The organism is Pyxidicoccus sp. M6, from assembly GCF_055568925.1.
Window position 1 is genome coordinate 6,903,636 of record NZ_CM145714.1, and the last position, 22,569, is coordinate 6,926,204.

19 protein-coding genes are annotated in these 22,569 nt (G+C 68.0%); 4 read left to right on the forward strand and 15 right to left on the reverse strand.

Annotated features, from left to right (window positions below; translation table 11 throughout):
• Positions 1–11: 11 nt before the first annotated feature.
• The gene (locus ACVTJA_RS27445) at positions 12–2,354 is read right to left on the reverse strand and encodes a TIGR02266 family protein (RefSeq protein WP_465823923.1); all 2,343 of its coding nucleotides are present in this window, start codon (positions 2,352–2,354) and stop codon (positions 12–14) included.
• Positions 2,355–2,528: 174 nt separating this feature from the next.
• Between ACVTJA_RS27445 and guaB the strand changes: the two genes are divergently transcribed.
• Complete coding sequence (guaB, locus tag ACVTJA_RS27450; RefSeq protein WP_465823924.1) at positions 2,529–3,986, forward strand: IMP dehydrogenase; 1,458 nt, start codon at positions 2,529–2,531, stop codon at positions 3,984–3,986.
• Between the two features lie 122 nt (positions 3,987–4,108).
• Here guaB and ACVTJA_RS27455 read toward each other — a convergent pair whose 3' ends face one another.
• Complete coding sequence (locus ACVTJA_RS27455) at positions 4,109–4,732, reverse strand: hypothetical protein (RefSeq protein WP_465823926.1); 624 nt, start codon at positions 4,730–4,732, stop codon at positions 4,109–4,111.
• Between the two features lie 98 nt (positions 4,733–4,830).
• On the opposite strand from ACVTJA_RS27455, the gene guaA reads away from it, so the two are divergent.
• A complete protein-coding gene (gene guaA / locus ACVTJA_RS27460; protein WP_465823928.1) occupies positions 4,831–6,384 on the forward strand; it encodes a glutamine-hydrolyzing GMP synthase in 1,554 nt (517 codons plus the stop codon).
• 119 nt (positions 6,385–6,503) lie between these two features.
• On the opposite strand, the gene ACVTJA_RS27465 is transcribed toward guaA, so the two are convergent.
• A complete protein-coding gene (locus tag ACVTJA_RS27465; RefSeq protein ID WP_465823930.1) occupies positions 6,504–8,606 on the reverse strand; it encodes a S46 family peptidase in 2,103 nt (700 codons plus the stop codon).
• A 470-nt stretch (positions 8,607–9,076) separates the two neighbouring features.
• Here ACVTJA_RS27465 and ACVTJA_RS27470 point away from each other — a divergent pair, with 470 nt between their 5' ends.
• Together ACVTJA_RS27470 and ACVTJA_RS27475 are read left to right on the forward strand one after the other, a co-directional pair.
• A complete protein-coding gene (locus tag ACVTJA_RS27470; RefSeq protein WP_465823932.1) occupies positions 9,077–9,775 on the forward strand; it encodes a RibD family protein in 699 nt (232 codons plus the stop codon).
• Between the two features lie 690 nt (positions 9,776–10,465).
• Positions 10,466–11,002: a hypothetical protein gene (locus ACVTJA_RS27475; protein WP_465823934.1), complete on the forward strand. Its 537-nt coding sequence runs from the start codon at positions 10,466–10,468 to the stop codon at positions 11,000–11,002.
• A gap of 196 nt (positions 11,003–11,198) precedes the next feature.
• On the opposite strand, the gene ACVTJA_RS27480 is transcribed toward ACVTJA_RS27475, so the two are convergent.
• From ACVTJA_RS27480 to ACVTJA_RS27535, 12 genes are all read right to left on the reverse strand, one after another.
• Entirely contained in the window at positions 11,199–12,014 is an 816-nt protein-coding gene (locus ACVTJA_RS27480; RefSeq protein WP_465823936.1) for a DUF3014 domain-containing protein, read from the reverse strand.
• A gap of 536 nt (positions 12,015–12,550) precedes the next feature.
• On the reverse strand, positions 12,551–13,432 hold the full coding sequence (locus ACVTJA_RS27485) for a ribonuclease H-like domain-containing protein (RefSeq protein WP_465823938.1): 882 nt from the start codon (positions 13,430–13,432) through the stop codon (positions 12,551–12,553).
• Complete coding sequence (locus ACVTJA_RS27490; RefSeq protein WP_206727749.1) at positions 13,432–13,860, reverse strand: (deoxy)nucleoside triphosphate pyrophosphohydrolase; 429 nt, start codon at positions 13,858–13,860, stop codon at positions 13,432–13,434. The genes ACVTJA_RS27485 and ACVTJA_RS27490 overlap by 1 nt, the downstream gene beginning before the upstream one ends.
• On the reverse strand, positions 13,857–15,020 hold the full coding sequence (locus ACVTJA_RS27495) for an outer membrane protein assembly factor BamB family protein (RefSeq protein ID WP_465823939.1): 1,164 nt from the start codon (positions 15,018–15,020) through the stop codon (positions 13,857–13,859). The genes ACVTJA_RS27490 and ACVTJA_RS27495 overlap by 4 nt, the downstream gene beginning before the upstream one ends.
• A gap of 9 nt (positions 15,021–15,029) precedes the next feature.
• Positions 15,030–15,839, reverse strand: a complete 810-nt coding sequence (locus ACVTJA_RS27500) for a tetratricopeptide repeat protein (protein WP_465823941.1) — start codon at positions 15,837–15,839, stop codon at positions 15,030–15,032.
• 103 nt (positions 15,840–15,942) lie between these two features.
• The gene (gene der / locus ACVTJA_RS27505) at positions 15,943–17,322 is read right to left on the reverse strand and encodes a ribosome biogenesis GTPase Der (RefSeq protein WP_465823943.1); all 1,380 of its coding nucleotides are present in this window, start codon (positions 17,320–17,322) and stop codon (positions 15,943–15,945) included.
• A gap of 1 nt (position 17,323) precedes the next feature.
• On the reverse strand, positions 17,324–18,271 hold the full coding sequence (gene era / locus ACVTJA_RS27510) for a GTPase Era (RefSeq protein WP_465823945.1): 948 nt from the start codon (positions 18,269–18,271) through the stop codon (positions 17,324–17,326).
• A gap of 123 nt (positions 18,272–18,394) precedes the next feature.
• The gene (locus ACVTJA_RS27515) at positions 18,395–18,946 is read right to left on the reverse strand and encodes a peptidylprolyl isomerase (protein ID WP_465823946.1); all 552 of its coding nucleotides are present in this window, start codon (positions 18,944–18,946) and stop codon (positions 18,395–18,397) included.
• A 76-nt stretch (positions 18,947–19,022) separates the two neighbouring features.
• Positions 19,023–19,733: a peptidylprolyl isomerase gene (locus ACVTJA_RS27520; protein WP_465823948.1), complete on the reverse strand. Its 711-nt coding sequence runs from the start codon at positions 19,731–19,733 to the stop codon at positions 19,023–19,025.
• A 44-nt stretch (positions 19,734–19,777) separates the two neighbouring features.
• Entirely contained in the window at positions 19,778–20,548 is a 771-nt protein-coding gene (gene rnc, locus ACVTJA_RS27525) for a ribonuclease III (RefSeq protein WP_465823949.1), read from the reverse strand.
• A gap of 5 nt (positions 20,549–20,553) precedes the next feature.
• Entirely contained in the window at positions 20,554–21,417 is an 864-nt protein-coding gene (locus ACVTJA_RS27530; RefSeq protein ID WP_465823951.1) for a hypothetical protein, read from the reverse strand.
• Positions 21,417–22,562, reverse strand: a complete 1,146-nt coding sequence (locus ACVTJA_RS27535; protein ID WP_465823953.1) for an acyl-CoA dehydrogenase family protein — start codon at positions 22,560–22,562, stop codon at positions 21,417–21,419. The genes ACVTJA_RS27530 and ACVTJA_RS27535 overlap by 1 nt, the downstream gene beginning before the upstream one ends.
• Between the last annotated feature and the right edge of the window lie 7 nt (positions 22,563–22,569).

Consider the following 22,569-nt stretch of genomic DNA (forward strand, 5'->3'; position numbering starts at 1 on the left):
ATTGGATGTGCTCAAGGCCTTCCAAAGAGGCCTTTGAGCCAACCCATGAAGCCTTTCTGCTTCGGCGCAGTAACAACAGGCGTTGTCACGTGTGAGGGCGACGGTGCCTGGGTGGTTCCGCGTGCGGGCGTGTGCTTTGGCGCCGCGTGAGGCTGAGACACCGGCGCGGTGCCATTCGACGCGAGCTTCGCGGGAGACGCCGGGCCCGTGGCCGTCGCACCCGCATGAGGCGCGGCCGAGGGAGCGCGCTCCGTTTCGAGCTGCGCCACCTTCGCCTTCACGGCCTCCGGTGTGTCACGCGTGGTGAAGGTGCTCGACACCTCGCGGCCCGTGGATGTCTCACGCGCCGTCACCTTGAGAAGTGACTCATTGTTCACTTCGAAGGTGATGGACACCTGCACCGCGCCGCGAGGCTTCTTCGGCAGGCCCGCGAGTTTCAGCGTGCCCAGGTACTCGTTGTCCGCCGCCTTGTCCGAGTCACCCTGAAACACCGTGAGCTCCAGCTCGGTCTGCTCATCGCGGTGCGTGGTGAGCGTGTAGCTCTTCGTCGAGGGCAGCGAGATGTTGCGATCCAGCACGGGCTTGAAGCGCCCACCGGGCAGCCCCACGCCGATGGCCATGGGCAGCACGTCGATGAGCACCACGCCCTCGAGCTGTCCCAGGCTGTGTGCCAGCAGCGCCGCGCCCAGGGCCACGGCCTCGTCCGGGTGCACGCCCTTGCTGGGGGGCTTGCCGAAGAACTTCGTGATCTTCTCGTGCACCAGCGGGAAGCGGCTCTGGCCACCGACGAGGATGACCTCGTCCACGTCCTTCGGGCCCAGCCCCTTGGCCTTGAGCACTTCGTCGCAGACCTGCACGGTGCGGTCGACGAGCCCCTCGGTCAGCTCGATGAGCTTCTGCCGCGTCAGCGTGACGTCGAGGTCGTACGGCTTGTCGTCGATCATCGTCACGAAGGCCACGTGCACGCGCATCTCCTGGCGCTCGGAGAGGGCGCACTTGGCGCGCTCGGCGGCGTCGTTGATGCGCTGCATGGCCACGCGGTCCCCCTGGAAGGGACGGCCGGTCTTCTTCTGGAACTCCTCCAGGAGGTACGCGACGATGGCGTTGTCGAAGTCGAGACCGCCGAGGAACGTGTCACCGCCGGTGGAGATGACCTCGTAGACGTTGTCGCTCAGCTCCAGCACGGACGCGTCGAACGTGCCGCCGCCCAGGTCGTACACGAGCACGCGCTGGTTCAGCTTCTTGCCGTAGCCGTACGCGAGCGCCGCCGCGGTGGGCTCGTTGAGGATGCGCTCCACGTACAGGCCGGCCAGCTTGCCGGCCTCGCGCACCGCCTGGCGCTGGTTGTCGTTGTAGTACGCGGGGACGGTGATGACCGCGCGGGACACCGGCTGCCCGAGCTGGTTCTGCGCCACCTCGCGCACCTCGCGGAGGATGAGCGCGGAGATCTGCTGGAGCGTGTAGATGCGGTCGCCCAGCTTCACGCCCGCGTCACCGTTCTCGCCGGCGGCAATCTCGTAGTGGAAGCGGTCCTTGATGTGCTCCACCACGGGCGACGCGTAGGGCCGGCCCACCAGCCGCTTCGCGCCGTACACCGTCTGCCGCGGGTTGGTGAGCATCTGCCCCTTGGCGGGGTGGCCCACCACCAGCTTGCCGCGCGTGTTGACGGCGATGATGGAGGGCACCGTGTTGTGGCCCTCGCGGCTGGGCAGCACCCCGGGGCGGCCGTTGCGCACGTAGGCCGCGCATGAGTTCGTCGTGCCCAGGTCGATGCCGATGATGAGCCCCGTCCGCTTGGGCTCCTCGGTGTTCAGATCCAGCGCCGCGTCCGTCATCATGACAGGACCCGTCGCAGGAGCCCCGATCACCGCTCCGCTGGAAGGACCCACCGGAGTCGCTACGGACGCCCCCGCCGCAGGTGCACTCGGAGCGGGGGCAGGGGAGGGGGCAGCCACCGGCGCGGCGACCGGGGGTGGGACCGTGTAGTCAGGCGTTCCCACGCCGTTGGGGATGGGGGGAACATCCGACTGGGCGTGGGGCATGGCGACGACGGCCGAGTCCAGGAACCGGCGCGTGTGCGGATCCACGTTGAGGAAGCGCAGGCCCATGCCCGTGACGCCCTGGCCGCCCTGACCGGTGACGAAGTGGACGATGGCGGAGGCGAAGATGATCCGCTCTCCACTGGCCAGCTTCAGGTCGAGGGTGACGACGGTGCCCGGCGGCTTCACCGCTCGGGCGCGCAGGTAGATGCCGCCCCGGGTGATGTTGCCGCCGTACTTCGCCAGGAACTCTTCGGGCGTCGCGAAGGGCAGCTTCACGACCAGCCCGACCGCAGCCTGATTCGAATCCGTCAAAGCCGGTTCCTGCGCCGAGAGGGGAAAACCCTTGTGATTATTGCCCGAAGTCCGAGGGAACGGGCGTCAAAAAGACAACCCTTCCGTGTTGCGCACTGGCAGCGTACCTCGTATGGAACCGCACCCGCAGGCGCTGGTGCCCCGCGGGTATTTCACGCCCCGGGAGCGCCGCTCATGCTGAACCCCGATATCCGGCTCGCCCTCACCTTCGATGACGTCCTGCTGGTTCCGGCCGAGAGCTCGGTCGTCCCCAAGGACGTCGACCTGACGACCCGGCTCACCCGCAACATCCGACTGAACATCCCCCTGCTGTCCGCCGCCATGGACACGGTAACGGAAGCCCGTACCGCCATCGCCATGGCCCAGGAAGGCGGGATTGGCGTCATCCACAAGAACATGACACCCGAGCAGCAGGCGATCGAGGTGCTCAAGGTCAAGAAGTTCGAGAGTGGCATGGTGGTGGACCCTGTCACCATCGAGCCTGACGCCCCGCTGGGCCGCGCGCTGGAGCTCATGCGCCACCACGGCGTGTCCGGCATCCCGGTGGTGCATGGCCGGCGCCTCGTCGGTATCGTCACCAGCCGCGACGTGCGCTTCGAGACCAACTTCACCCAGAAGGTGGAGGCGGTGATGACGCGCAAGCTCGTCACCGGCCGCGAGGGCATCGCCCAGGACGACGCCCAGAAGCTGCTGCACGAGCACCGCATCGAGAAGCTCCTCATCGTCAACGACGAGTTCGAGCTGAAGGGCCTCATCACCATCAAGGACATCGAGAAGCGCCGCACGCACCCGAACGCGGCCAAGGACGCCAAGGGGCGCCTGTTGTGCGCCGCCGCCGTGGGCGTGTCCGCGGACCGCGAAGCGCGCATCGACGCGCTCATCAAGGCGGGCGTGGACGTCATCGTGGTGGACACCGCGCACGGGCATTCCAAGGGCGTGGTGGAAGGCGTGCGCGACACTCGGAAGAACTTCCGCGGCTTCGACCTCATCGCCGGCAACGTGGCGACGGCGGAGGCCACCCATGCGCTCATCGAGGCGGGCGTGGACGCGGTGAAGGTGGGCATCGGCCCCGGCTCCATCTGCACCACCCGCGTGGTGGCGGGTGTGGGCGTGCCTCAGATCACCGCGGTGGATGACTGCGTGCGCGAGGCGGAGAAGCACGGCATCCCCATCATCTCCGACGGCGGCATCAAGTACTCGGGCGACATCGTCAAGGCGCTCGCCGCGGGTGCCAGCACGGTGATGATCGGCTCGCTCTTCGCGGGCACCGAGGAGGCCCCCGGCGACGTCATCCTGTACCAGGGCCGCAGCTACAAGAGCTACCGCGGCATGGGCAGCATGGGCGCCATGAAGCAGGGCGCGAAGGACCGCTACTTCCAGTCGGACGTGGAGGCCGTGAAGCTGGTGCCCGAGGGCATCGAGGGCCGCGTCCCGTACAAGGGCACGCTGTCCATGAACGTGCACCAGATGCTCGGCGGCATCCGCAGCGGCATGGGCTACGTGGGCTGCAAGAGCATCGACGAGCTCCGCCACAACGCCACCTTCGTGCGCATCACGTCCGCCGGGCTCAAGGAGAGCCACGTGCACGACGTCATCATCACGGAGGAGGCGCCGAACTACCGCGTGGAGTAGCGCGGGCTGAAGGGGCCCTGTTCGCGGGGCCCCTCGCTCTCGCGGAAGTCGCGGCACGAAAAAGGGCCCCGGCCAGCTGGCGGGGGCCCTTCGCGCTTCAAGGGACTGACGCAGGCGCGGGACTACTTGCCGCGCTTGCGGCCACCGCTCTCGGACGGGGCTTCCTCGGCCGCGGACGCCGGGGCCACCTTCTTCTCCGCGCCGGCCACGCGGCTGAGCAGCGCGTCCTTGTCGTCCGGCTCCAGCGTCTCGATGGCCTGGCGGAGGGTGTTGAAGTCGAGCCGGGCAATCGTGACGGTGTTGCCACCCTTGATTTCCTGCACGGTGGGCACGGCCACCAGCTCGCGGATGTAGGTCTCGAACTCCACGCGGACGTCGGCGGTCTGCTGCACGCACGTGTCCTTGGCGTTGACGAGCTGCTGGCTGCCCTCGCGGTAGCTCAGGTCCGGGTTGCGGTTCATCGCCTCCTCGAAGGTGGCGGTGCGCTTGCGGAGCGAGGAGTACAGCTCGATGTAGTCCACCAGACGGTCCGTCTCCGGGCGGTTCACGTTGCGCGCCTTGTTCAGCGCATCCGTGGTGTCGTCACACGTGAGCTTCTGGAGCTCGGAGGCACCCGGTGTGTCCTTGACGGCGAGGTTCTGCGTTTCCCGGTCCAATCGCTCGTCCGAGCTGATCTCCTTTACGCAACCTGAAGCGGACAGCACGAGCAGCGTCACTGCAGTGGGGGCGGACAGGCGGCGGAGCATCCAGACCTCGAACAATTGAAGGTACTTGGGCGTTGATTTCCCGAAGTTTGTAGCGATAAGGGCCCCCAGCCGTCAACGACGCCCCCTTGGAGACCCCGGTGGACCTGCACGCCGAGAAGATCCTCATCCTCGATTTCGGGAGTCAGTACACGCAGCTCATCGCCCGGCGCGTCCGGGAGCTGGGCGTGTACTGCGAAATCCACCGTCCGGACCTCCCGGCGGAGGACATCCGCCGCTTTGCTCCCCGCGGCATCATCCTCTCCGGTGGGCCGGCGTCCGTGGAGGCGCCCGGTTCCCCGCGCTGTGATCCGTTCGTCTTCGAGGCCGGCGTGCCCGTCCTGGGCGTCTGCTACGGCCTGCAGCTCATGGCCAAGCTGCTCGGCGGCCGCATCGACCGCGGCGCGCACCGGGAGTTCGGCAACGCGGAGGTGGAGGTGCTCGCCCGCCGTGGCCCCTTCGCCGAGTTCAACCCCGGCGACCGCGTCCAGGTGTGGATGAGCCACGGCGACCGGGTAGACGAGCTGCCGCCCGGCTTCGAGGCCATCGGCCGCAGCGGCAACTCGCCCTTCGCGGCCACCGCGCACACGAGCAAGCCCTGGTTCGGCATCCAGTTCCACGCGGAGGTGGTCCACACCCCGATGGGCAAGCAGATGCTGCGCGCCTTCCTCTTCAACGAGTGCAAGGTGACGGGCTCGTGGACGATGAAGGGCTTCATCGACGAGGCGGTGGAGACCATCCGCCAGCAGGTGGGCGAGAAGGGCCGCGTCATCTGCGCGCTGTCCGGCGGCGTGGACAGCTCCGTGGCGGCGCTGCTGCTGCACAAGGCCATTGGCCCGCGCCTGCAGTGCATCTTCGTGGACAACGGCGTGCTCCGTCAGGGCGAGCGCGCGCAGGTGGAGGCGCTCTTCGTGGACCGCTTCCACGTGCCGCTGAAGACGGTGGACGCGCGGGCGCGCTTCCTGGAGAAGCTGGCCGGCGTCACGGACCCGGAGAAGAAGCGGAAGATCATCGGCCGCGAGTTCATCGCCGTGTTCGAGGAGGCCTCGCGCGACATCCAGGACGCGGAGTTCCTCGCGCAGGGCACGCTGTACCCGGACGTCATCGAGTCCGTCTCGTACAAGGGCCCGTCCGTCACCATCAAGAGCCACCACAACGTGGGCGGCCTGCCGGAGACGATGAAGCTCAAGCTGGTGGAGCCGCTGCGCGAGCTGTTCAAGGACGAGGTCCGCGCGCTCGGCCGCGAGCTGGGGCTGCCGGACGAGATGGTGTCCCGCCAGCCGTTCCCCGGCCCGGGCCTGGCCATCCGCGTGCTCGGCGAGGTCACCGAGGCGAAGCTGGACCTGGTGCGCCGCGCGGACGCCATCGTCCAGGAGGAGATTCGCGCCGCCGGCCTCTACAAGGAGATCTGGCAGGCCTTCGCCGTGCTGCTCCCCGTGCAGAGCGTGGGCGTCATGGGCGACGAGCGCACCTACGAGTCCACCTGCGTGCTCCGCGCCGTCACCAGCGTGGACGGCATGACGGCGGACTGGGCGCGGATTCCGTTCCCCATCCTGGAGCGCATCTCCACGCGCATCACCAACGAGGTGCGCGGCATCAACCGCGTCGTCTACGACATCTCCTCCAAGCCGCCCGCGACGATTGAGTGGGAGTGAGCCGGGTAGGGGACGGTAGGGTGTCGTAAAGCAAAGAGGCTGCCCGGAGCGAAACCGGGCAGCCTCTTCGTGCTTCAGGGCCCGGCGTGACTCACCGGGCCCCTATGCGGTGGGACGAATCACCCCGCCGGGTTGGCCTTCACGGGCGGCACCTTGGTGCTGCCGGGGCGCAGCTCCTCGAGGACGCGGGTGGCGCCGTAGATCTTCTGCAGCGCCTCGATGATGGCGTCGCTGTGGACGGCCACCGTGCGGTTCACGCTCTCGTCGAAGCCGTACTCACCGCCGAGCGACTGGATGTTGCCGTCGAACACGAGGCCGACAATCTCACCGTCCTTGTTGATCATCGGCGAGCCGGAGTTGCCGCCGATGATGTCGTTGGTGGTGACGAAGTTCATGCCCGTCTTGCCGTCGAGGATGTTCTGGGCCTTCAGCCAGGACTTCGGCAGGGCGAACGGGTCCTCCCCGGTGTGACGCTCGAAGGTGCCAGCCATCTGGGTGATGGGGGCCACCTGCTTGCCGTCCTCCATGTAGCCCTTCACCGAGCCGTAGGACACGCGCGGGCTGAAGGTGGCGTCCGGGTACTGGTTGGTGCCGTAGACCTCGAACTTCGCCTTGGCGATGAGCTCGCTGTTCTTGCGGATGACGGCCTCGATGTTCTCCTCGTAGTTCTTGCGGACCGCGCGGGCATCCGGGTCCACCAGCTTCGCCAGCTCGATCATCGGGTCCTTGGAGGCGGCCAAGGCGGCGCTGTTGCCCTTCTCGTCGAACAGGGCCTTGCGGGCCTTCACGTCGATGAGCTTGGAGCCCTTCACGACGCGGTTGGCCACCGTCGCCGGGGAGTCCTTGCCGAGCACCTTCTTCACGAACGGGTGGTCCGCGCCCAGCTCCTCACGCATCTTGGTGAGGCCGAACGTCAGGCGCGCAATCTCCAGCTCCGGGTAGATAGGGGCGGGGCTGAAGAGCTGGGCCTGGAGGGCGGGCAGGGCGGCCTGGTTGTACTCACGCAGGCGCTGGCCGTTCTCCTTGGGGAGCTCCTCGGAGGCGCGAACCAGGGTGCGGGCAATCTGGAACAGGGTGGAGGACAGGCCCTGGCCCTGCTCCATGTAGCCCAGCTCCTTGCGGATGTTCGCGAGCTGCTCCTCGGCCTTGGCGATTTCATCCCACGCCGCGCCGTACTTCTTCTTCATCTCGGGGTTGGACTCGACCTTCTTGCGCAGCTCCTGCTCCGCGGCGACCTTCTGCGCGAAGAACTTCTTGTCGACGAGCGCCTCGTGACGGCCCTTCATGGCCTTGATGGCGTTCTCCACGCCGAACAGCATGTTGTTGGAGATGCGCTTCTGCTCGGGGCCGCGCCGCTGGAACTCGGTCACCATGCCGCGCATCTCGGAGAGGTAGATGAGCGTCTTGGGCAGGACGACGTCGCGCTGGAACTCCAGCTCGGAGATGGACAGCCCGCGCGAGGTGCGGCCGGGGTTGCCGGACACGAAGGTGAGCTCACCCTCCTTGGCGCCGTGCTCGGACCACTTGAAGTAGGTGTCCTTGGTGCTGGCCGGCTTGCCGTCCTGGTAGACGCGAAGGAACGTCACGTCCAGGTCGTAGCGGGGGAACTCGAAGTTGTCCGGGTCGCCGCCGAAGAAGGCGATGGCGTGCTCGGGGGCCATCACCAGGCGCACGTCCTGGAAGCGGCGGTACTTGTACAGGTTGTACTTGCCGCCCTGGTACAGGGTGACGACGTCGCAGCGGACCTTGGCGTCACCGGCGGAGCACTGCTGCTCCAGCTCGGACATCTTCGCCTTGAGGGTGTCCGCGTACTGCTTGCCGGACATGCCCTGGGTGGCCTTGTTCAGCGTCTCGGTGACGTCGGTGATGCTCTCGAGCTGGTTGATCTCCATGGCCGGGCACTGCGTCTCCTCGGCCTGGGTCTTGGCGTAGAAGCCGTTGGCGATGTAGTCCTTCTTCGCCGTGGAGAGCTGCTCGATGCAGCCGCGGGCACAGTGGTGGTTCGTCATCACCAGACCGTCCGGCGAAACGAAGCTCGCCGAGCACCCGCCCGCGAGCCGCGCCGACGACAGGCGCACCTTGTCCAGCCACTGCTGCGTCGGCTCGAAGCCGTACTTCTCCTTCACCTTGGCGGCGGGGAAGTTGTTGTAGGTCCACATTCCCTCGTCGGCCAGCGCGGGCGCCGCACCGAGAAGGGTGGCAATCACGAACAAGCGCTTCATGAACAGGTCCTTTCCAGAACCGGGGGGACGGTCGCGTTCTGCGGGAACCCCCAGGCTGGGTCAAGCCGGTAAAAAGCCGGGAATTATTCCCGGCGCACGGAACATGCGAGCGGCCTTTCGATTCCGTGCCGCCCCACCGACGCGTTACGTCGGTTTCCCTCGGTAATTGCGCTGAACACAGCACGAATTCCGGGCCCAGAAAGACTCAACGGCTCCCGGCGGGAAATGTCGCAATACCGCGTGTCGAAAGCCTGGGAACGGGCGGCCTGGCAGGGGCTGGTGCGGTGCGTCGTGTGTCGGTTGCGGGATCCGCGTGACCGGTTCTGGGAAGTGGCGTGTTGCTCGGCGCGAAGTGTGGCGCGGCTCGCCGACAGTGAAGTCCGTGGCAGCGGAGCACGGTTGGCTCTACCTGTTCCCGGAGGAACTCGGATAACGCTCTCAAATCCGAGCGACGTGACTGGAGACACGCAATGGATACGACGAAGCGCCCCTACGTCATCTGCCACATGGTTCCGTCGGTTGACGGGCGCATCGTGGTGAAGCACTGGGGGCTCGCGACGAGCGCCCTGGGCGAATACGAGGCGACGGCGCAGACCTTCGACGCGGATGCGTGGATCATCGGCCGGGTCTCCATGGAGCCGTATGCCGGGAAGTCCAAGGTCCCCAAGCGCAAGGACCCACGGCCGATTCCGCGCACGGACTTCATCGCGCGGCGGGACGCGGAGTCGTACGCGATTGCCTTGGACCCGTCCGGGAAGCTCACGTGGAAGTCGGCCTCGATCGACGAGGAGCACGTCATCACGGTGCTGTCCGAGGCGGTCTCGGATGATTACCTGGCGTTCCTCAAGGCCCGGGGCGTTTCGTACGTGTTCGGCGGGAAGACGCAGTTGAGCCTGCCGCGGGTGCTCCAGAAGCTCCGGAAGCATTTCGGCATCAAGACGCTGCTCCTGGAGGGTGGCGGGAAGATCAACGGCACGTTCCTGGCCGCAGACCTCATCGACGAGCTGAGCATCCTGTTCGCCCCGGTCGCGGATGGGAGCGTCGGGTCTCCGTCGCTGTTCGATGCGAAGCCCGGAAGGGGGCCAGCGCGAAGCCTCAAGCTGGTCTCGGCGGAAAAGCGCAAGGGGGACCTGCTGTGGGTCCGCTACAAGGTGCAACGCGGTCGTTGACGCGCTGCTGGGTGCGCCATACGCGGCCCGCGAATGAGAAGGGCCGTGTCGCCGTAGGCCCGTCGCGCGCAGCGCACGCCGTCACGGCAGTGCCTGCGCGGCGGTGCCTGCACGAGCATTCGAACCAGAGCTCGCCGGTGCGCCAACTCCGGTCCCGGCGAGCCTTGGCCGCCGTTCCGGACCGGGGGCAGAAGTGGTTCCGGAGGCTCCAAACGAAGGCCGATTTCGGGCCCCGGGAACCCATTTGCTTAGTTTACATAACGCATGTTATCGGACCTTCCGACAGAGGGAGAATGGGGACGCATGGTGACCTTCGCGTGCTGCCTGGTGGGCTCATTCCGGGCCTCCATCCCGGGTTCCATGGCGCACGAATCGAGGTCCGCCCGTGAGCCGGCGCCGTCGGCATCGCCGTTTCCCGAACCATCGTTCCGAACCGTCGTGGCACCGCCCTTTTCGACCGTCATCCGAACCTCACGCGGCGCAGGCGTGCGAAGAGCCTCGAAGGATGCCGGCGCCCGCTTCCGCGCATACCGCCGACCCGGGCCTGATTCCGGAGCAACCCGGCCGCACCGCGGACGACGCTGACGGCTCATGACATGTTCCGCGTCCGGCACTTCGCTGGAGGCTCGGCTGCCTGCATGGCACTCCGTGCTTTCCGGAGCCCTTTCGCGCGCATACCGTGGCCGGCCCATGTGCTTCCTTCGATTCGGCCTCGCTGCCGCCACCTGCTGTGGAGCCCTCATGCTGGCTGGCTGTCCCGAAAAGCCAGCGGCCACGGTCGATGCCGGCACCGCCGTCCAGGTCCCCGCGGCGCCTCCGCCCGCGCGCTTTTCGCTGACCTACCAGGCCCCGGATGCCGGCGTGGCCGAGATCTCCCTGGCCCCGGATGAAAAGCCGCTGCTCGAGCCCACTTCGGAGCTCGAGTTGCGCAGCTCCGTGGGCCTCCGGAACTACCGGGTCCGCCTCTTCGACGAGGCCGAGCGCGCCATGGTCTCCGACGACGACGTCGAGGAATCCGACGCCGGGCTCGTGTACCGCATCCACCTGCCGCAGCCCCTCAAGACCGGCTTCGAGTACACGCTCGTCGTCGACGCGCAGACTGGCTCGGGCTTCACCGACACCCTCGGCCGCGACGTCGAAGAGCTCCGGGCCACGTTCCAGGTCGCTGGCGAGAAGGAAAAACCGGCTCCGCCGCCTCCGCCGGCCAAGAAGAAGAAACGTAAGTAGCCCCAAGCGTGGGCCGCTCTCAGTCTTGGCGGCCTCCAGGAATGTTCTTGAGGCCGAATGTTCTTTCTCGCGAAAGAATGTTCTTCGGCGCCCGACTGGAGCCCGAAATGTTCTTGGCGCCCTTCTGGTCCGAAGAATGTTCTTTGGCGCCCTTCTGGGGCCCGGAAATGTTCTTTCGGGCGCCCTGCCAGGAATCTCAGCGTTCCGCCACCGGAGGCAGCCCCAGCGCGCTCTGAAGCTCCCGGAGCTTCGCCTGGATGGTCCGCATGTTCTCCGGCCCCATGCGCAGCAGGTGCTTCTGGGCGGGGCTCAGCCCCTCCATTTCGGGCGAAGCAAAAGCGTACAGCGCGCCCTGCGGCCGGACCTGCACGGCTCCTTCCGGAACCGGGACGGTCAGCAGTTGCTGGATGGCCCGGCTGAACGTCCTGTCGAACGGCTGCCCCGGCGGCGCAATCTCGCGATGGGCCTGGTCGATGAGCGACTTCAGCTCGCGGTACACGCTCCCGGCGGCCTGTGCGTCCAGCGAGCTGAAGACCCGCGCCACCGTGTCGTACCGCGCGTAGCTTTTCGGGTCGATGGCCGTCTTGTCGCCGGAGCCGGTCACCTCGAAGGCGCCGGCCGGAGCCAGGAACCCGAGGACCATGCGCGGGCTGGCGCCATCAGAGATGTTGTTCACGGCTGCCGTGAAGCGTCGGACTAGGTCCTTCTCCTGGAGCCACTTCGCGAACTCGGGCTCGCCCGAGAGCCGGGCCATCAAGTCGCGGACGCGGCCATCACTCTCCGGTAGCGAGGCCTCCTCCACAGGCGGCGCGGCCCCCGCGTCGACAGCCACGGGCACGCTGGTCACCTCGGGAGCCTGCACCTGCCGCCGGAGCCCGTAGTACGAGGCCACCACTCCCAGGCCGACGAGCAGGAGCACCACGGCCAGCGTCTTCGCGCGGGAGCCTCGCGGGGGCTCCGAAGGCGGCGTCGGCGAGGCACCTGCGGGCGTCGGATTCATCGGGTCGCTCATGCGTTCCTCCGTCGTGGACCGCTGAACCTACAAACGAGTCCTCGGCACATTCCACCAGACAGATGCCAGGATGGCGGGCACTGCACACCGGAAGCATCGTCTGCGATCCGTGAGAGAACCAGTACGCCTTCCAGGCCGAGCTTCAGCCATCCACGACGGAAGGCCTCGCGGCATTCGAGGTCCTCGTGGCCCACGGTAGAGCCAGCACAAAACGGAGAGCCGTCCCGGAGTGGGCATTGGCCACGTAGAGGCCTGGAACAGGCGCGCCTTGCTCCTCGACGAGGACCGTCGAGACATAGCCAGTGACGAGGCGAGGCCACCTGCGCCTCAGGTGGCGGACGAACCGTCGGACCACCCACTGCGCGGCTTCGCCGGGGACGACGAAATCGTTGTCGGCGCCGCACCCGGCCATGGCTCACCGTTCCTCGGAGATTCGCTGCGTGCTCACGCCCATGACGCCGGCAGCGCGCCGAGGATGACAAGCGGCTCTACCGGGAAGGAATCGGACGCAAAGGGCCCCTGAGCCCCCTGCCCGCTCAGGAATCCTGCTCCATGGCCCGGACCCTCGCGAGCGTATGCAAGTCCCGCTCGGTGGGCCCCAGGTCCAGGATGATCTTGCTCACGTCGTAGAGCACGTCCCCGCGGTCGAACACGGGCACGCGGGGCACGTCCAGGTTCAGCTCGTCCGCGCCGCGGTTGTACGTGAAGTCCATCAGCGTCCGGAGCTGGAACGAGTCATACAGGTTGTACTCGACCAGGAACCGCAGCGCCTCCACGTCGCCACGGCGCAGGTACGCCCGCCACAACAGCACCGCGTCGTACCCGTTGACGCCCTTCAGGTGCGGCGGCCGCTCGGCGCCAATCTTCCCCTCGATTTCCTTCAGCCCGCCGCCGATGCCCAGCCGCCGCGTGACGAAGCGCAAGTCGATGTGCGCCTCCGGCACCGGGAAGCGCCCCGGCCCGAAGTAGTCCCGCAGCACCGGCACGTCGAAGCACGAGCCGTTGAACGTCACCCACAGCCGCCGCTCCGCCATCGCCTCCGGCAGCGCGTCCATGTTCCGGCCCTGGACGAACACATGCAGCCCGGCCGAGTCGAACAGGCTCACCACCGTGGGCGCCTGCGCGTCCTTCCCGTCCGTCTCGATGTCGAAATAGACGGCGTCGTCCTGGAACGCCGGGTACAGCCGCCAGTGCTCACGCGGCGGAATCAGCTCCGCCAGCTTGCGCAGGTCCTTCCGCTCCAGCGCCTCACGCGCTTCCGCAATCCGCGCCCGGGCGATGTCGTCCGTCTTCTTGCTGATGGCCACCCCGGTGCCGGCCGCCGGGAAGTCGTCCCAGGTCCGGATGCCTCGGGACCACAGGTCCTTCTCTCGCCAGGGCCCCACGCCGGGGATGTGCTGGAACGTCCGCTGCAGCATCAATCGAGCGAGCCCAGCCTTCCCGCCACCAGGTCGTCCAGGAGCGGGATGTCCGCCTCGCAGAACGGCAGGGCCTGCATCTCCGCCGGCGTGAGGAACGCCAGCGTGTGGGCGCCCAGCGGCTTGGGCTCACCGGCCACGAGACGGGCGGCATGGAGCACCAACTCCACCGTGAGGTCCGGGTACGTGTGCCGGCCTTCCCACAGCCGCCGGCCCACGGAGAGCTCCACGTCCAGCTCTTCGCGGCACTCGCGGGCCAGGGCGGCCTCGTCCGTCTCTCCCGGCTCCACCTTGCCGCCGGGGAACTCCCACAGCAGGGCCCGGCTTCCGCCGGGGAGCCGCTGCTGCACCAGGAACCGGTTGCCGTCCTCGGGCCTCGGAATCAGCGCCGCGACGACGCGAACCGTCCTGGTCGCCTTCTGCGTCACCCGCGAATCCCGTTCACGTCCAGGGCGTACAGGTAGCCGTTGTTGGACAGCACGAACACCTGCTTGCCCCGGACGTAGGGCGTCGCGGTGATGCCGTCGCCCGGGTTCCACGCCACCCGAGACCTACCCGTCTTCGGGTCCAGGAACAGCAGCGAGCGCTGAATCGGCACGAGCAACATTCCCTGGACGAACACCGGAGCGAACGCCGCCCGTTCCCCCAGGGGAAGAGACCAGAGCACGCGACCGCTGTCCGCCAGGTAGGCGTCCACCCGGCCGTCGCCCGCCGCGAAGAGCATCTGCCCCCGCGCCAGCAGCGACGTGACACCGCCCACGGCGGTGTTCCACAGCATGTCGCCCGTGTCCGTCTCGAGCGCGAAGATGCCGTTCTTGTACGAGGCCACGAACAGGTGCCCGGCCTCGTTGATGACCGGCTGCGTGTCCACATCCAGGAACTCGGTGCCCGCGCCGGACAGCGACTTCTCCCAGGTGGCGCTGCCGTCCGCGAGGCTCAGCGCCACCACGAAGCCGTCCGAGAAGCCGATGTAGGCCGTGCCCTGGTGCACCAGCGGCGTGGACGCGCCGCGGATGGTGAAGCCGGGCGGCGGATCCCTCCGGTACTGCCAGGCCCACACGCCGTCCGCGGCCTTCACCGCGAAGAGCGTGTCGCTCTGCGACGCCACCAGCACCAGTCCGTCCGCCACCACCGGCACCGTCGCCAGCGACTCGCCAGCGGCGTACTTCCACTTCACATCGCCCGTGGCCGAGTCCAGCGCGTACAGCACGCCGTCACCGCCCGGCACGTAGACGACGCCCTCGCTCACCCGGGCGCCCGCGTTGAAGCGAACGGGCGTGCGGAAGGACCACTTCACCTTCCCGTCGGAGCCCACCGCGCGGACGAAGCCGTCGCGCGTGAGCGCGATGACGTGCTTGTTGTCCGGGTCATAGGCCGGGGAGGCCACCTCGCGCGGCGCGTACTCCAGGGACACGGGCGGGGCCAGCGGCGCCCACCAGTTCACCGTGAAGTAGTCCACCGGGGGCTGCGCCCCAGTCCGAGGCAGCTCCGGATTCGTGTAGAGCGACGCCGTGCTGCAACCGCCCAGAAGCCCCGCGACCGCGGCGCCGCCCAGCCAACGCTTCCAGCTCAAGAGCCGCTCCTTCATAAGTCGGTACTAGCCCGCGTCCTGACCCGTGGCCGCCGGCGCCGGCGCGGCCGGCGCGGGAATCTTCACGCCCTCGGAGGCCAGCACCGCCAGCCGCTCGCTGGCCTGCCGCGCCGCCGCGGTGTTCGGGTGGTCCGTCGAAATCTTCGAGAGAACCTGCGCCGACTCCTCCTTCTTGCCCTGGAGGATGAGCATGCGGGCCTTGTGGTACGCGCCCATGCCCGCGAGGAACTCGCCGCCGCCCGAGGTGTCCATCTGCTCGAAGGACTTGATGGCGTCGTCGTACTTCTGCTGGGCCTCGTAGGCGTAGCCCTGGCCCTCGAAGGCGCCGGCGCGCAGCGGCTCATTGGCCGGGGCATCCTTCAGGAAGGCCCCGAAGGACTCCTGCGCCGCCGGGTAGTCGCCGAGCCGGAACTGCGCCTTGCCCAGCGTGAGCGCCGCCGTCGTCGCGGAGCGCGTCCCGCCGTGGGCCTTGCGGAAGTCCGAGAGGGCCGTCACCAGCGCCTCGTCCCGCTCCTTCAGGGACTTGAAGGCGGGCTCGGTCTCACCGGGCTGCGGGGGCTCCACGCCCTCCACCGGACGCTCGAGGACGGCGAGCGCCAGGCCCAGCGCCTGGGAGGCCTTCTCCTCACCACTCTTGGAGACCTCGTTGGCGATGCCCACGCCCAGGCCGCCGACGATGAGCACGCCCGCGGCGATGCCGATGAGCTTCTGCCGCTGCGCCAGCCAGTCGCTGGCCTCGGAACCCACCTTCTGGAAGGTGTCCGGCTGGCGAAGCTCCCTCTGACGAATCTTCTCGGTCTTGGTGGTTCCGGCCACGTCTGGCAACCTCTCTAGTCGCTTCGGTGCTCTACCCTGGCAGAGGGTGGAAGAGCGGCGCACTGTATGGAGCGCGCGCCGCGAGTGTCAACGCACGGACGCTTCAGTGCTTCCCCTGAAGGTGCGGCTTCTTGCGGGCGGCCCGCTTCGCCTGTCCGGGGCGCTCCCGGAAGATGAGGCGGATGGGCACCCGCAGGTCGAACGTCTTGCGGAGTTGGTTGGTGATGTACCGCTTGTACATGTCCGGGACGCCCTCCGGGTGGTTGCACGTGAGGGCGAACGTCGGCGGCGCCGCGGCCACCTGGGAGATGTAGTACAGGCGCAGGGGCTTGCCCCTCACGATGGGCGCCGGGTGGTTGTCCACCATGTGCTCCAGCAGCCGGTTGAGCTGCGGCGTCGGGGCGCGGAAGCGGAACTGCTTCGCCAGCTCCACCGCCACGTCCACCACCTTCTCCACCTTCGAACCCGTCAGCGCCGAGGTGAAGAGGATGGGCGCGTAGCCCACGAACTTGAGCGCGTACTTCAGCGACTCGCGGTAGGTCTCCTGCCGCCGCTGGTCCACGCCAATCAAATCCCACTTGTTGATGACAATGACGAGCGCCCGGCCCCGCTCCTCCGCCAGGCCCGCCAGCTTGGCGTCCTGGTCCACCGCCGGCTCCGTGGCGTCCATCAGCAGCACCGCCACGTCGCTGCGCTCCATGGTCTTCAGCGCGGAGATGACGGAGTACTGCTCCACCCGGTGGGCAATGGTCTTCTTGCGCCGGATGCCGGCCGTGTCCGTGAGGATGAGCTTCTGGTCCTTGTAGGTCAGCGGCGAGTCCACCGGGTCTCTCGTGGTGCCCGGCACCTCGCTGGCCACCACGCGCTTCTCCTTGAGGATGGCGTTGACCAGGGTGCTCTTGCCCACGTTGGGCCGGCCGATGATGGCCACGCGGACGACGCCGTCGTCCGGCGGGGCCTCGGCGTCCTCGTCCTCCGCCTTGGGGGGCAGCTTGGCCACCACCTCGTCGAAGAGGCCCGGCACGCCCAGGCCGTGCTCGGCGGACATGGCCTGCACCTCGCCCAGGCCCAGCTTGTAGAACTCGGCGGCCAGCGCCAGCATCTGCCCGGACGTGTTGTCGAGCTTGTTGGCGGCCACCACCACCGGCTTGCCGCTCTTGCGCAGGTACTTCGCCACCGCCTCGTCCGAGGGCGTGAGGCCCTCGCGCGCGTCGACGACGAAGATGGTGACGTCGCACTCCTCCACGGCCAGCTGCGCCTGCTCGCGCACCTGCTGCAGCAGCGTGTCCTCTTCACCGGGCACGAAGCCGCCGGTGTCGATGAACGTGAAGGTGCGGCCCTCCCACTGCGCGTCGGCGTAGTGCCTGTCGCGGGTGACTCCGGGCATGTCCTCGACGAGCGCCAGGCGCTTGCCGACGAGGCGGTTGAACAGCGTGCTCTTGCCCACGTTGGGGCGTCCGACAATCGCTACCAGGGGCTTCATCTCAGTCGTATCCCAGCTTCTTGAGGCCTTCGGGGCGCTCGCTCCAGCGAGGCTCCACACGCACCCGGAGGTCCAGGTACACGTGCGCGCCCAGGAGGCGTTGCACGGACTTGCGCGCGTCCGTGCCAATGGTCTTCAGCATCTGCCCCTGCTTGCCAATGATGATGGCCTTCTGACTGTCGCGCTCCACGTAGATGGAGGCGGCAATCCGGATGAGCCCTCCCAACTGGTTCGGCGGCGTGCCCGGCCGGGGCTCGCGCTCGGACTCGTCGAAGATGTCCACCAGCACCGCGGTGGAATAGGGAATCTCCTGGCGGCAGTGACGCAGCACCTGCTCACGGATGTACTCGGCCACCAGCGCGCGCTCCTGCTGGTCCGTGAGCATGTCCTCGTCGAAGACGTTCTCCCCTTCCGGCATGTGTCCCAGCACCGCGTGGAAGAGGCGCTCCACGCCGTCCTTCTCGCGCGCGGAGATGGGCACCACCTCCGCGAAGGGGAACTCGTTGCGGTACAGGTCGATGAGCGGCAGCAGCATCGCCTTGGGAATGGAGTCGATCTTGTTGATGACGAGGAAGGTCGGCTTGCCGATCTTCTGCAGCCGCTCGAGGATGGTGCGGTTGCCCGGGCTCACCTCGAGCTTCTCGCCCGCGGGCGGCTCGATGAGGAAGAGCACCAGGTCCACCTCCTCGGCGGCCTGGAGGGCGACCTCCACCATGTACCGGTTGAGCTCGCCCTTGGCCTGGTGGATGCCGGGCGTGTCGATGAACGCCACCTGCCCCTCCGGGCGCGTCACCACGCCGAGGATGCGGTTGCGCGTCGTTTGAGGCTTGGGCGAGACGATGGCGATCTTCTCGCCCGTCAGCGCGTTGAGCAGCGTGCTCTTGCCCACGTTGGGGCGGCCGATGAGCGCGGCGAAGCCGCTGCGATGTGTCTTCTGGGGGGAGGCCATTGCTTCGGAGGTGATCTGGGAGTCCCCGCCACTGCGGGGAGCCCCGAAGGAGAAACGTCTGTGAACGCCCTATAACAGCCCGCCGCCCGGCCATTGCGCATGGACGGGCGGCAGCCGGGCGGACTACGGCTGGGTCGTCGAGATGGTCAGCTTGTTGATGCGCACGTCCTGGCGCGGGCGGTCGCTGGCGTCGCGCGAGGCGTTGGAGATCTTCTCCACCACGTCATAGCCGCTCACCACCTCGCCGAAGATGGTGTGCTTGTTGTTGAGGTACGTGGGCTTGGACGTGGTGATGAAGAACTGGCTGCCGTTGGTGTTGGGGCGGCCGACGTTCGCCGTGGCCAGCAGGCCCACCTTGTCGAAGGTGCGACCGGACTGGTACTCGTCCGGGACGTTGAAGCCCGGGCCACCGCGGCCGGTGCCCGTCGGGTCGCCGCCCTGAATCATGAAGTTCGGAATCACGCGGTGGAAGATGACGCCGTCATAGAACGGCTTCTTCGTCTTCTCGCCCGTGTGGGGGTCCGCGAACTCGAGCTCGCCCGTCGCCAGGCCCACGAAGCTGGCCACCGTCTTCGGGGCGTCCTTCGAGAACAGGCGCACCACAATCTGGCCCTGCGTGGTGTCGAAGGTGGCGTAAAGGTCCTTGCCCGCCTGGGCCTCGTCCATCATTCCCATACTGCCCTCCCGTCTGCTGGAGGCCCGCCCGGATGGACGGGCCCGTGTCAGGTCCTCTGTCCCGCGTGCCGCTCGCTCACTGCTTCGGCGAAGCCGGCGCCTCCGGGGCCTTCTTCGGGGCCGCCGCCGGAGCCTTCACGCCCGCGGGCGCCTTGTCGCTCAACACGACCTTGTTGATGACCACCGGCGTCAGCGGCTTGTCGCGCGCGTCGCGGGGCACATTGGCAATCTTCTCCACCACGTCATAGCCCTTCACCACCTCACCGAAGATGGTGTGCCGGTTGTTCAGGTACGTGGGCGTGCTGGTGGTGATGAAGAACTGGCTGCCATTGGAGTTGGGGCCGGCGTTGGCCATGGCCAGCAGGCCGACCTTGTCGAAGGTGCGGCCGCTCTGGAACTCGTCCTCGAAGCGGTAGCCCGGGTCGCCCATGCCGGTGCCGGACGGGTCTCCGCCCTGAATCATGAAGCCCGGAATCACGCGGTGGAACACGGTGCCGTCGTACAGCGGCGTGTTCTTCTTGTCGTCTCCCGACCTGGGGTCCCGCCACTGCTTCTCACCCGCGGCCAGGGCCACGAAGTTGGTCACCGTCTTGGGGGCGTCCTTGGCGAAGAGCCGGACGACGATGTCGCCCTGACTCGTCTTCAGCGTGGCGTAGAGGTCCTTGCCGGTCTCGACCTTCTTCGTCCACTTGCCGGCAGCAGCGGCGGCGGGAGCGGCGGCCGAGGCGGTACCCACCAGGAGGCAGGCCACCAGCGCGAGCGTCATTCGGAGGGCGGAGGGTCGCATTCGGCGGGCACCTTATGCGCCACCCCTCCCCCGTCCAAGCGGTTTCAGCCCGGGGTGTCTCCCCCTGACGTTTCGGTGGGCGTGGGGCGGGGCTCGGCGGATGTGGGCAAGCGCTGCGGGAGCATGTCCAGCGTCATCCGGGCCGCGGCCTGCTCCGCCTCCTTCTTGCTGCGCCCGGTGGCGCGCGCGAAGGGCTCGTCGCCGATGAGGACCTCCACCTCGAACGTCTTCGAGTGCTCCGGGCCTGACTCCGACACCACCCGGTAGCGCGGCGGCATCTTCAGCCGCTCGTGGATGACCTGGCCCAGCGCCGTCTTGTAGTCCTTGTCCAGGCCGGAGGCCGCCTCGTCGATGAGGTCCGCGAAGAAGCGGTCCACCAACTGGAGCACCGGCTCCATGCCCGAGCTCAGGTACAGGGCGCCGAAGACGGCCTCCATGGCGTCCGCCAGCAGGGAGTTCTTCTCGCGGCCCTTGTACTTGTCCTCGCCCCGGCCCAAGAGGAGCAGGTCGCCCAGCGGGACGCGCCGAGCCACCAGGGCCAGCCCCTCCTCGTGGACGAGGCGGGCGCGCACCTTGGTGAGGAAGCCCTCCGGCACGTCCGGGTAGCGGCGCCACAGCCGGTCCGCGACGGCGAGGTTGACGACGGCGTCGCCGAAGAACTCCAGGCGCTGGTTGTCCTTCAGGCGCAGGTCCGGGTTCTCGTTGACGTACGTCTTGTGGGTGAGCGCTTCAATCGCCAGGTCGTGCCGGGAGATGGACACTCCCAGGCGGGACTCGAGGATCTGCACACGCTCGGCGAGGTTGAGCTTCTCCACGCACTTCACTCCTGTGGCGCGTCCGGACCCACCAGCCTCACGGCCTCGGGGGGGACCTTCAGCAGGTCCGCCACCATCCGGACGATGCCGGGAAATTCATCCAACTCGAACCGCCCCGCCCACACCTTGCCCTGGGCCCCCGCCAGCAACCCCCGGAAGGTGCGCCCCGCCACCCGCGCCGCGGCGAAGCGGTAGGGACGGCCCTCCACCTGGAGCTGGGCCAACAGTTCCAGGCTGCTGCGCGGGGGCACCAACGCCTCCGCCCCGAACTTCTCCACGATGTCCGCGAAGCGCACCAGCCCGGCACCCACGGGCACGGGCTGGGGCCGGGCCGCCGGCTCGCCGAACAGCGCGGAGAGGTAGCCCGTCAGCGCGGCGCGCTCGCGGAACTCGGACAGCTCCAGCGTGTGGCCGCTCGCGCTGCGGACGTCTTCCCCGCCGCGCACCACCCGGGCCACCCGGAAGTTGCCCAGCCGGTCTGCCACCAGCGTGACGGTCAGCTCACCGTCCACCACCTCGGTGGACAGCTCCAGCGTCTCCGGGTCCACGCGCGGGGCGAGCCCCAGCACCTGGAGCTCCGCCGAGCGCCGCTGGACGTGGAAGATGTGCTCGTTGAAGGCGTCGGACAGCAGCGCCTCGATGTCCGAGACGTCGCTGAGGGCCCCCACCAGGATGGGCGCCAGCCCCACCACCGCCGCCGGGGCGATGGGGATGAGACGGTCCCCCATCACCTGGAAGGTCACCTCGGGGATGAAGGCCCGGGTGACGGGGTTCACCAGCGGAGAGGACTCCAGGTCCAGCACCGCCTCGGTGCCGGCCACGTCCTCCCTCACCTGCAGCCCGAGTCCCTCCAGCCGAGCAGTATCCATTACGCCCCTTTGAAGATTTCGCGGGCGATGATGGTACGCTGGATCTCGCTCGTCCCCTCACCAATCTCGCAGAGCTTGGCGTCGCGCAGGTAGCGCTCTACGGGGAACTCACGGGTGTAGCCGTACCCCCCGTGGATCTGCACCGCCTTGTTGCAGGCGCGCATGGCCGACTCGGAGGCGAAGAGCTTGGCCATGGAGGCCTCCTTCGAGTACGGCTTGCCCTCGTCCGCGAGCTTCGCCGCGCGGTGCACCAGCAGGCGGGCCGCGTCGATCTCCGTCTTCATGTCCGCCATCATCCAGCGCAGGCCCTGGAACTCGCCGATGGGCTGACCGAACGCGGTGCGCTCGCGCGAGTAGCGGATGGACTCCTCGAGGGCGCCGCGGCCCAGGCCCACGGCGAGCGCGCCGATGGTGATGCGGCCCTTGTCGAGGATCTGCATCGTGTCGATGAAGCCGCGATCGATCTCCCCCACGCGGAAGGAGTCCGGCACCTCGACGTTCTCCAGGATGAGCTCGGCGGTGTCCGACGAGCGCATGCCCAGCTTTCCGTGGATGGCGCGCTGGCTGAAGCCCGGCATGCCCTTCTCCAGCAGGAAGGCGGTGATGCCCTTCTGCCGCTTCTCTGGAGACGTGATGGCCAGCACCACGAAGACATCGCCCACGGTGCCCTGGGTGATGAACATCTTGGTGCCGTTGAGCACCCAGTTGTTGCCCTTGCGGACGGCGGTGGTCTTCATGCCGGAGGCGTCCGAGCCGGAGCCGGGCTCCGTCAGGCCCCACGCGCCCAGGGCCTCGCCGGTGGCGAGCTTGGGCAGGTACTTCTTCTTGAGCGCCTCGCTGCCAAACACGCGCAGGTGGCTGGTGCCCAGGCCGTTGTGGCTCGCCACCGTCAGCGCGAGCGAGCCGTCATAGCGGGCGATCTCCTCCACGGCGACCGCCACGGCCAGTGAGTCCATGGCCGCGCCGCCGTACTCCTCGGCGACCAGCATGCCCATGACGCCCAACTGGCCCAGCTCCCGGACGACTTCCAGCGGGAACTTCTCCTCCTTGTCCCACTCGCGGGCGTACGGCTTCACCCGGCGTTCGCAGAAGTCACGGAGGGAGGACTGCAGTGCGCGGTGGCTTTCAGGAAGTTCGAAATCCATGGTGTCG

Coding starts and splice junctions, on each gene's coding strand:
- ACVTJA_RS27535 (WP_465823953.1), bottom strand. CDS start 22,562: ATGGATTTCGAACTTCCTGAAAGCCACCGCGCACTGCAGTCCTCCCTC.
- der (WP_465823943.1), bottom strand. CDS start 17,322: ATGAAGCCCCTGGTAGCGATTGTCGGACGCCCCAACGTGGGCAAGAGC.
- ACVTJA_RS27530 (WP_465823951.1), bottom strand. CDS start 21,417: ATGGATACTGCTCGGCTGGAGGGACTCGGGCTGCAGGTGAGGGAGGAC.
- era (WP_465823945.1), bottom strand. CDS start 18,271: ATGGCCTCCCCCCAGAAGACACATCGCAGCGGCTTCGCCGCGCTCATC.
- ACVTJA_RS27470 (WP_465823932.1), top strand. CDS start 9,077: ATGGATACGACGAAGCGCCCCTACGTCATCTGCCACATGGTTCCGTCG.
- ACVTJA_RS27520 (WP_465823948.1), bottom strand. CDS start 19,733: ATGCGACCCTCCGCCCTCCGAATGACGCTCGCGCTGGTGGCCTGCCTC.
- ACVTJA_RS27475 (WP_465823934.1), top strand. CDS start 10,466: ATGTGCTTCCTTCGATTCGGCCTCGCTGCCGCCACCTGCTGTGGAGCC.
- ACVTJA_RS27455 (WP_465823926.1), bottom strand. CDS start 4,732: ATGCTCCGCCGCCTGTCCGCCCCCACTGCAGTGACGCTGCTCGTGCTG.
- ACVTJA_RS27495 (WP_465823939.1), bottom strand. CDS start 15,020: ATGAAGGAGCGGCTCTTGAGCTGGAAGCGTTGGCTGGGCGGCGCCGCG.
- ACVTJA_RS27485 (WP_465823938.1), bottom strand. CDS start 13,432: ATGCTGCAGCGGACGTTCCAGCACATCCCCGGCGTGGGGCCCTGGCGA.
- ACVTJA_RS27465 (WP_465823930.1), bottom strand. CDS start 8,606: ATGAAGCGCTTGTTCGTGATTGCCACCCTTCTCGGTGCGGCGCCCGCG.
- ACVTJA_RS27515 (WP_465823946.1), bottom strand. CDS start 18,946: ATGGGAATGATGGACGAGGCCCAGGCGGGCAAGGACCTTTACGCCACC.
- ACVTJA_RS27480 (WP_465823936.1), bottom strand. CDS start 12,014: ATGAGCGACCCGATGAATCCGACGCCCGCAGGTGCCTCGCCGACGCCG.
- guaB (WP_465823924.1), top strand. CDS start 2,529: ATGCTGAACCCCGATATCCGGCTCGCCCTCACCTTCGATGACGTCCTG.